Source organism: Actinophytocola sp. (assembly GCF_035634895.1).
GTDB lineage: Bacteria > Actinomycetota > Actinomycetes > Mycobacteriales > Pseudonocardiaceae > Actinophytocola.
Genome location: NZ_DASQCC010000068.1, coordinates 18,957 through 28,492 on the forward strand (window position 1 = coordinate 18,957; position 9,536 = coordinate 28,492).

Consider the following 9,536-nt stretch of genomic DNA (forward strand, 5'->3'; position numbering starts at 1 on the left):
TTGAGTGGGAGGGAAGTCGCAAGTGGACACGCTGCACAGCAGGCTCCGCGGCCACGCGGAGCGCGCGCCGTCCCGGGTCGCGCTGGCCTTCGCACCCACCGCGCCCGGCGCGCCGAGGGTCGAGCTGACCTACGGCGAGCTCGTCGACAGCACCCACGAGATGGCGCGGGTGCTCGCCGCGTCGATGGCGCGGGGGGACCGGGCGATGATCGTCCTCCCGCCCGGTCGTGAGTTCGCGGTGTCGTTCCTCGGGTGCCTCGAGGCCGGGGTGATCGCGGTGCCGATGCCGCTGCCCGCCGACGAGAACACCCGCCGCCGGGTGCTCGCGGTGGCGGACGACTGCGGGATCACCGCGGTGATCTCGACGTCCTTCCTGCGCGACCTCGCCGCGGCCGACGAGGACCTGCGGCGGCTGTGCACCGACCACGAGTGGCTGCTCGTCGACGCGCTCGACACCACCGCCGCGGCGCGGCCGCTGCCGGCCCTCACGGGTGCGGACGTCGCGTTCCTCCAGTACACCTCCGGGTCGACCAGGACACCGCGCGGCGTCGTGGTGTCCCACGGCGCGCTGCTGGCCAACGAGGCGGCGATCCGCGCCTCCTTCGGCGTCACGCCGGACTCGACGATCGTGAGCTGGTTGCCGCTGCACCACGACATGGGGCTCATCGGCGGCATGCTCCAGCCGCTCTACACCGGCGGCCGGGGCGTGATCCTCGACCCGCTGTCGTTCGTGCGGCGGCCGGCGAGCTGGCTGGAGACGATCTCCGCGGAGCGGGCCGACATCAGCGGCGGTCCCAACTTCGCCTACGACCTGTGCGTCCGCAAGGTGTCCGAACAGGACAGGGCGGGGCTGGACCTGTCGAGCTGGCGGGTGGCGTTCAACGGCGCCGCCCAGGTCTACCCGCGCACGCTGCGGGCGTTCACGGCCGCGTTCGCCGGCGTCGGGTTCAGGCCGTCCGCCCACATGCCCTGCTACGGGCTGGCCGAGGCGACCCTGCTCGTCACCGCCGCGCGTGCCGACGCGACCGACCCGGTCGGCGCCATGACCGGCGCCTTCGCCGCTGCGTCGCTGGCCGCGGGCCGCGCGCGCACGGCGGCCGACGGCGAGGCCGCGCGGGAGCTCGTCGGGTACCCGCTGCCCGCGCACGCGACCGTGCGGATCGCCGACCCCGCCACGCTCGCGCCGGTCGACGAGGGCACGACCGGCGAGATCCTGGTTTCCGGTCCCAGCAACGGTTCCGGCTACTGGGGCGACCCCGGCGGCGCCACCTTCGGCGTCACGCTGCCCGGCGAGCCGGGACCGTTCGTGCGTACCGGCGACCTCGGTTTCGTGCACCGGCGGAGGCTGCACGTCGAGGGCAGGCACAAGGACCTGATCGTCCAGCGGGGCCGCAACGTGCACCCGGAGGACCTCGAGGCCGACGTCTCGGTCTGCCACGAGTCCGTGCGGCCCGGCTGCGGCGCGGTGTTCGGCGTCGAGCACGACGGTGACGAGGCCGTCGTGGTGTGCCAGGAGGTCCGGCCCGGCACCCCGCCGGAACGGCATGCGGAGATCGCGGCCCGGATCCGCACGACCCTCGCGCGGGCGCACGGCGTCACCGTGCGCACCGTGGTCCTGGTCCCGCCCCGCACCGTCACCAAGACCTCCAGCGGCAAGGTCCAGCGGCACGCGGCCCGGCGGCGCTTCCTCGCGGGTGAGTTGCCCGCCCTGCACACGGACACGCCGGTGCGGACCGGTCGGCGCGGGCCGGACCTGGCCACGCGGTTCGCCGCCCTGCCCGCCGACCGGGCCGCCCGGGCCGGCGCGTGCGTGGACGTGCTCCGCGACCACCTGCGTGAGGTCCTGGACCTGCCGGAGCGCCCCGCGGCCGAGGACTCCCTCGCCGCGCTCGGCGCGGACTCCCTGACGGCCACCCAGCTGCGGCACGAGCTGGAGCAGGCACTGGGGATCGAGCTGGGCCCGACCGCGACGCTGCGGGCGGAGTCGATCGCCGAGCTGGCCGCGATCGCCACGGCGGCAGCACCGTCGGCACCACCGTCGGTGCGGCCGGAGCCCGCGCCGGCGGCGCACGGCGTCGAGCTCAACGCCGCGCAGCGGGCACTCTGGTTCCTGCACCGGGCGTTCCCCGGCAGCGCGGACTACAACGTCACCCGCGCGTTCCGGCTCACCGGCGACGTGGACACCACCGCGCTGTCCGCCGCGTTCGACGCCGTGACACGCCGCCACCCCAGCCTGCGCCTCGCGGTGGTCACCAGCGGCGGGGAGCCCCGCGCGGTGCTGCGCGACCGCGACGGGGTCTCGGTCGAGACCCTCGACGCCACCACCTGGTCGCCGGCGGACGAGCGGGCCTGGTACCGCGACTTCGCCACCCGGCCGTTCGACCTCGAGCACGATCCGCTGCTGCGGACCGCGGTGCTGCGGCGGGCGGACGACTGGCTGCTCGTGGTGTCGCTGCACCACATCGTGTGCGACGTGTCGTCCCTGGCGGTCATCGTGGCCGACCTCGCCGCCGCGTGCGGTGGCGACCTGCCCGCCGTGCCGGCGGACACCTCACCCGCCGAGCTGGAACGGGCCGTCCTGGCCGGCCGGGGGGAGGACCTCCGTGCCTTCTGGCAGGCGGAACTGGCGGGTGAGCTGCCCGCGCTCTCGCTGCCGGTCGCGGACCCGGCCGAGCCGGCCGGACCGGGCGAGGCCCTGTCGTTCGAGGTCGACGCCGCCACCACCGCGGCGCTGGGCCGGTTCGCCCGTGCGTCCGGGCTCACTCTGCACAACGTGCTGCTCGCCGCCTACCAGGTCCTGCTGCACCGCGTCACCGGCCAGCGGGATCTCGTGGTCGGCGTGCCGACCGCCGGACGGGCGGACCGGAGGCTGGCGTCCTGGGTCGGCTACCTGGTGAACGTCCTGCCGGTCCGCTCGGTCTTCGCGCCCGCCGACGGGTTCGAGGCGTTCGCCCGGCGGACGCAGGCACGCGTCCTGGACGTCATGGACCACCAGGAACTGCCGCTCTCGCACATCACCCGGCTGGTGAACCCGGACCGCACGACCGCGGCCGGGACGATCTTCCAGGCGATGTTCTCGTACTACACCACCGCGCTGCCGGGCGGCGCGGACGCCGCGGCCGCGGTGATGGGCGACCCGGACGCCGCGGTCCCCCTCGGCGGCGCGGTGCTGCACGGCCACCCGCTGCCGGACCACACGGCGCAGTCGGACATCGGGCTCAACGTCGCCGTTCGCCGCGACCGCCTCCGCTTCGACGTCCAGTACGACCGGAAGAAGGTGACCGAGGGGCAGGCGAGGACCCTCGCCTCGGCGTTCCGCACGCTGCTGACCGCGCTCGCCGACGGTCCGGACACCGCCGTCCGTGCGCTCGCGCTGCTCACCCCGGCCGAGATCGCCGCGCGGGTCGCCGTCGCCACCGGCCCGGAGGTGCGGCGGCCGGGCAACTACCTCGACTCGTTCGAGCAGGTGGCCGACCGGACGCCCGACCGGGTGGCGGTGGACGACGGCGCCGTCCGGCTCACCTACGCCGAGCTCGACGAGCGGGCCAACCACGTGGCCGAGCGGCTGCGCGCGGCGGGCGTCGGGGTCGACGCGTGCGTCGTCGTCTGCGCCGACCGGTCCGTCGACTACCTGGTCACGCTGCTCGGCATCCACAAGGCCGACGGGTGCTACGTGCCGATCAGCCCACGGGAGGCGCCGCGGCGCGCGGCCGCCATGGTCGCCGCGGTCGCGCCCGCCGCGGCCGTCGCGAGCGAGGCGGGTAGCGCGCTGCTCACCGCGGCGACGCGGCAGGCCGGTGGGGCGGCACCCCTCGACATGGCCGAGCTGGCCGCCGGGCGGAGCGCGACCCGGCCGGCGCGGGTGTGCCCCGACCACGGCGCGTCGACGATCATCCACACCTCCGGCTCGACCGGGCTGCCGAAGGCCGCGGTCTCCACCCATTACGGCGTGACCAACCACATGTGGCAGCTGGCCGAGCACTTCGGCCTCGGCGCGGACGACTGCGTGGCCCAGACCGCGCCGGTGTCGTTCGACATCTCCGTGTGGCAGCTGCTGACCCCGCTGATGCTCGGCGGGCGGGTGCGGATCATGCCCGACCCCGTCGCCCAGTCACCCGCCAGGCTGCTGCGTGCCGTGGTCGACGGCGGTGTGACCATGCTCGAGCTGGTGCCCGCCAACATCGTCGCGCTCCTCGACGCGGGCCTGCCCGCGGAGCCGGGCGCGCTGCGGGTGATGCTGTCGACCGGTGAGACGCTCACCCACGACGTGCTGCGCCGCTGGGTCCGCGAGCTGCCGCACGTCCCCGTCCACAACGCCTACGGCCCCGCCGAGTGCACCGACGACGTCACCGCCGGGCTGTGCGGATCGGGCGAGGCCGGGCCGGTGACGGTGTCGGTCGGCCGGCCGCTCGCGAACACCACCGTGCACGTGCTCGACGCCGAGCTCGTGCCCGTGCCGCCCGGTGTCGTCGGCACCCTGCACGTCGGCGGCGGCGCGGTGGGCCGGGGCTACCGGGGCAACCCGCGGCGCACCGCCCAGGTCTTCGTGCCCGACCCGTACTCGCCCGTGCCGGGTGGGCGCCTGTACCGCACGGGCGACCTCGGCAGGGTGAGCGCGGCGGGCGACGTCGACTTCCTCGGCCGCGCGGACACCCAGATCAAGATCCGCGGCCAGCGGATCGAGGCGGGCGAGGTCGAGGCCGCGTTGCGCGAGTGCGCGGGCGTGGGCGAGGCGGCGGTCAAGGTCCACCGCGGCGCGACCGGCGCGATGCTCGTCGGCTACCTCGGCGCGGCGCGGGAGAGCCCCGGCGAGCCGGAGGTGCTGGGGATCGACGAGGACGAGCGGCTCCGCGGCGCGCTCGCCGAGCTGCTGCCCCGGCACATGATCCCCACCGTCCTCGTGCGGGTGCCCCGGTTGCCCCGCTCGAAGAACGGCAAGGTGGACTATCCGGCGCTGGACTTCGCCGCGCCCGGCACGGCCGGCGACGCGGGCACCGACCGCACCGACGACCCGCTCGCCGCCACGGTCCGCGCCATCTGGGCGGGCCTCCTCGACCGCGACACCGTCTCCCTCGACGACAGCTTCTTCGCTCTCGGCGGGCACTCGCTGGTGGCGCTCACCATGATCGACCGGGTCGCGCAGACCCTGGACGTCGACCTCGAGGTGGACGCGGTGTTCCGCAACCCGAGGTTGCGTGACTTCGTCGCCGCGGTCCGCCAGGCCGACCCGGCGACCCCGGCCCGTGCGGTGCACCCGGCCCCGGCCGGCCCGGTGCCGGCGAGCGCGGCACAGCAACGCTTCTGGTTCCTGCGCGAGATGGACCCGGACCGGCCGACCTACAACATGCCCGGCGTGCTGCGGTTCCACGGCGTGCTCGACGAGGCCGCGCTGGAGGCCGCGCTGCGCGCCGTGCTCGACCGCCACCGCGTCCTGCTCGCCCGGTTCGCGACCGACGGCGCGGCGCTGACCTGGACACCCCGGCCGGTCGAGGACTTCACCCTGTCCCGGCTCGACCTGCGTGGGGCGGTGGCGGAGTTCGGCACCGAGGTGTTCGACCGCGTCCTGGCGCAGGAGGCGAACCGGGTCGGCGACCCCCGCCGGGAGCTGCCGTTCCGCGCGCTGCTGGCCAGGCTCGGACCCAAGGACTGGGGCCTGTTCGTGACCATCGACCACATCGTGTGCGACGGCTGGTCCCTCACGGTGTTCCTGACCGACCTCGCGGACGCCTACAACCAGCGGGTCCGCGGCGGGGACGGCCCCGCGCCCCGGCGGGAGTACGGCTTCGCGGACTACTGCCACGACGAGCAGGCGTGGTGGGCGGCACAGGACCGGTCCGCCATCGCGGCCCGTTGGCGCGACGCGGTCACCGGGCCGGTGGCCCGCTCGCCCCTGCCGGCCCGCTCGGGGCCGCCGGTGCCACCGGGGGCCGGCCGGATCTCCCGCTGGCTCGACGACGACCTCGCCACCGCCGTCCGCGAGCTCGCCGGCCGGACCGGCACCACGTCCTACCTCGTCTTCGCGACCGCGTTGGCGGCCCTGGTCCACAGCGGCGGCCCGGCTCGGGAGACCGTGCTGCTCGGTGCGCTCATCGCGCAGCGCGACCGGCCGGAGTGGCGGGGGATCGTCGGGCCGCTGCTCAACGTGTCGGTCCTCGCCGTGGACGTCGCCATCACCGACACGGTCACCGACGCCCTGCGCCGGACCCGCGACGCCGCACTGCGTGCCTACCGGTCGGCGCACGTCCCGTTCCAGGAGCTCGTCGCGCTGCTGCCCGCGTCACCGGGCGGGGACGGATCACCGTTCGACGTCGTGCTCGTGATGCAGCCACCCGGCCGCCCGGCCGAGTTCGACGGCCTGACCACCGACATCGTGGACGTCGACACCGCCGCCGCCCCCTACCCGCTGACCGTGGACGTCGAGGAGCGGGACGGGCGCTACCTCGTGTCCTACCGGTACGCGACCGACCGGTACGACCACGCCGACGTCGAGGCGCTCACCGTCCGCCTGCCCGCCGCCCTCCGTGCGCTCGTCGCGGCCGGGGACCACGCGCTCGAGCGGCTCCGCGACCCGGACCCCGTCCCGGTCGGGGACGTCGAGAGGAGCTGACATGACAGTCCTACCGGTGTCCCCGGACGCGCTGGCCGGGTTCGACGCCCGCCTCGCGGTGGCTCCTCCCGCGGCATGCGCCGTCGTGGCCGACGGCGTCGGCATCACCTACGCCGAGCTGGACCGCGCGTCGGCCGCCCACGCCGCCGCGCTGCGAGCGGTGGAGGTCCCGCCGGGGGCTCCCGACGGGTACGCGGGCCGGGTCGGCCCGGAGTCGGTCGTGGCGATCGTGGCCGAGCGCGGGCCCGCCTACGTCGCGATGGTGCTCGGCGTCCTGCGTGCCGGGGCCGCGTTCATGCCGGTCGAGCCGGCCACTCCCGTGCCGCGCGCCCAGCGGATGTGCCGCACGGCGAACGTGCGGGCGCTGCTCGTGCAGCCGGGACACGAGGCGTACGCGGCCGAGGTCGCCGGCGCCGGCCGGCCGACGGTGCTCGCCGCCGCCGGGGGCGGCGCGCCCGGTGCCGTCCCGGAGGTCCCGCCCCGGGCGCGTGACGGCCTCGCCTACGTCATCTTCACGTCGGGGTCGACCGGCAGCCCCAAGGGCGCGATGGTCACCGACGGCGGGATGGTCAACCACCTCGCGGCCAAACGGCACGACCTCGCGCTCGGCGCGGCGGACGTCATCGGGCTGACCGCGCCGCTGTCGTTCGACATCTCCGTGTGGCAGACGCTGCTCGCCGCGACGGTCGGCGGGCGGGTGGCCGTCGCGTCGCCGGCGAACCTCGCCGAGCCCGCGGAGCTGGTGGCGTGGGTGGCGCGGCACGGCGTGACGGTGCTCGAGATCGTGCCGTCGTTCCTCGCCGTGCTCGTGGACGAGCTGACCGAGGACGCCGGCCTGCGGGCCGGCCTGGGCACGTTGCGCCACCTCGTCGCGACCGGGGAGGCGTTGCCCGCGCGGCTGGCGCGGCGCTGGTACGACTGCTGCCCGGACATCCCCGTCGTGAACGCCTACGGCCCGACCGAGTGCTCCGACGACGTCACCCACCACATGGTCACCCGCGAGGAGTGCGCGACCCGGGCGTTCCCGCCGATCGGCGCGGAGATCCAGGACACCCGGCTGTACGTCGTGGACGCCGGCGGCACGCCGGTCGGCGCCGACGTCGAGGGCGATCTGCTGGTCGGTGGTGCCGGGGTGGGGCGGGGCTACATCGCCGACCCGGTGCGCACGGCGCTGGCGTTCGTGCCCGACCACCTCTCCGGACGGGCCGGTGCGCGGCTCTACCGCACGGGCGACCGCGGCAGCCGCGCGCCGGACGGCACGTACGACTACCACGGCCGGCGCGACCGCCAGGTCAAGATCCGGGGCCACCGGGTCGAGCTCGGGGACGTGGAGGCGCAGCTGCTCGCCGTGCCCGGCGTGGCGACGGCGGCGAGCGTGTTCGCCGACGGCAGGCTGCGTGCGTTCGTGACTCCGGGCAGGACCTCGGCGGGCGCCGGCGTGCTCGACGCCGACGACGTGCTCCGCGCCGTCCGCGCGTCCGCACCCGCCTACCTCGTCCCGCACGAGGTGACGGTGCTCGACCGGCTGCCGACGGGTCGCGCCGGCAAGGTCGACCACCGGGCACTCGCCGAAAGGGCGGCCGTCGGCGCCGCCGAGCGGGCGGCCGCGCCGGCACGAGCTGACCGGCCCGAACCGACACTCGCACAGGCGCGCGCCGTCTTCGCGGAGGTGCTCGCGGCCCCGGCGGCCGGTGACGACGACTTCTTCGCCCTCGGTGGTGACTCGCTGCTGGCGATGCGGCTCGTCTCGTTGGCCCGCAAGCGCTTCGACGCCGAAGGCGCGTCCCTGCGCGGCTTCCTGACCGACCCGACGCCCCGTGGACTGCTGGCGGTGCTGCGCGCCGCGGGCGAGGCCGAACACCCGGCCGAGCACGCCGAGCTGCTGCCCGGCGCCCTGTCCTCCGGGCAGGAACGGTTGTGGTTCCTGGAACAACTCCACCCCGGACGCGATCCGCTCGTCATCCGCCTGCGGTTGACGCTGCGCGGCAGTCTGGACACCGCGGCGCTGCGGCACGCGCTGAACGCGGTCGTCGCCCGCCACGAACCGCTGCGCACGGTCTTCGCGCAGGTGGCCGGCGTGCCGGCGGGCACGGTCTGGCCCACAGCCGAGATCACCCTCGATGAGGTGCCGGCGAGCGAGGTGGACCCGGGCGCACCCAGCGGACTGTCCGTGCACACCGCGCGTCCGCCGCTGATGACCGCCCGCCTCGCGCGGGTCGCGCCCGACCACCACGTCCTGCTCCTCGTCCTGCACCACCTGGTGGCCGACGGGTGGTCGATCGCGGTGCTGAGCGAGGAGATCGCCACCTACTACCGGCGCCATCTGGCCGGCGACCGCGCCGTGCCGCCGCCCGAGACCACCTACGCGCACTACGTCGCCGAGGAACGCCGCTGGCTCGCCGGGCCGGACGGCGAGGCGTGCGAGCGGTACTGGGCCGGTGCGCTCGAAGGCGCCGAACCGGTGATCGAGCTGCCGCTGTCGCGGCCGCGCCGGACCCGCCCCGACTTCACGGCACACCACGTCGTGCGGGAGCTGACCGAGTGGGAGACCGACGCGGTCGCACAGGTGGCGCGCGCCGCGCGGGCCACCCCGTTCATGGCGGTGACCGCCGCGTTCTACGCGGTGCTGCGGGGGCTGTGCGGCACCGACGACCTGGTGCTCGGGATCGACTCGCTCAACCGGTCCTGGCCGGGCAGCGAGGGACTCATCGGCACGTTCGTCAACCAGCTTCCGGTGCGGCTCACGCTGCCGGCCGGCGGGGAGCCCACCTTCGACGAGCTGCTGGCGCTGGTGCGCGGGCGGTGCCTGGACGCCTACGAGCACGACCGGCTGCCGTTCCACCGGATCGTCGCGGCGGTGAACCCGCCACGCAGGGCGGGCCGCTTCCCCCTGTTCCAGGTCAAGGTCACCCAGCAGAGCGGGTGGAAG

General features: G+C 75.7%; 2 protein-coding genes. Both read left to right on the top strand.

The features are described from left to right. The first annotated feature begins 22 nt into the window (after positions 1-22). Positions 23-6,607, top strand: coding sequence for a non-ribosomal peptide synthetase (locus VET29_RS09945; RefSeq protein ID WP_324918012.1), 6,585 nt, complete (start codon positions 23-25; stop codon positions 6,605-6,607). Between the two features lies 1 nt (position 6,608). After that, on the top strand, positions 6,609-9,536 hold a 2,928-nt coding region (locus VET29_RS09950), incomplete at its 3' end, for an amino acid adenylation domain-containing protein (RefSeq protein ID WP_324918016.1).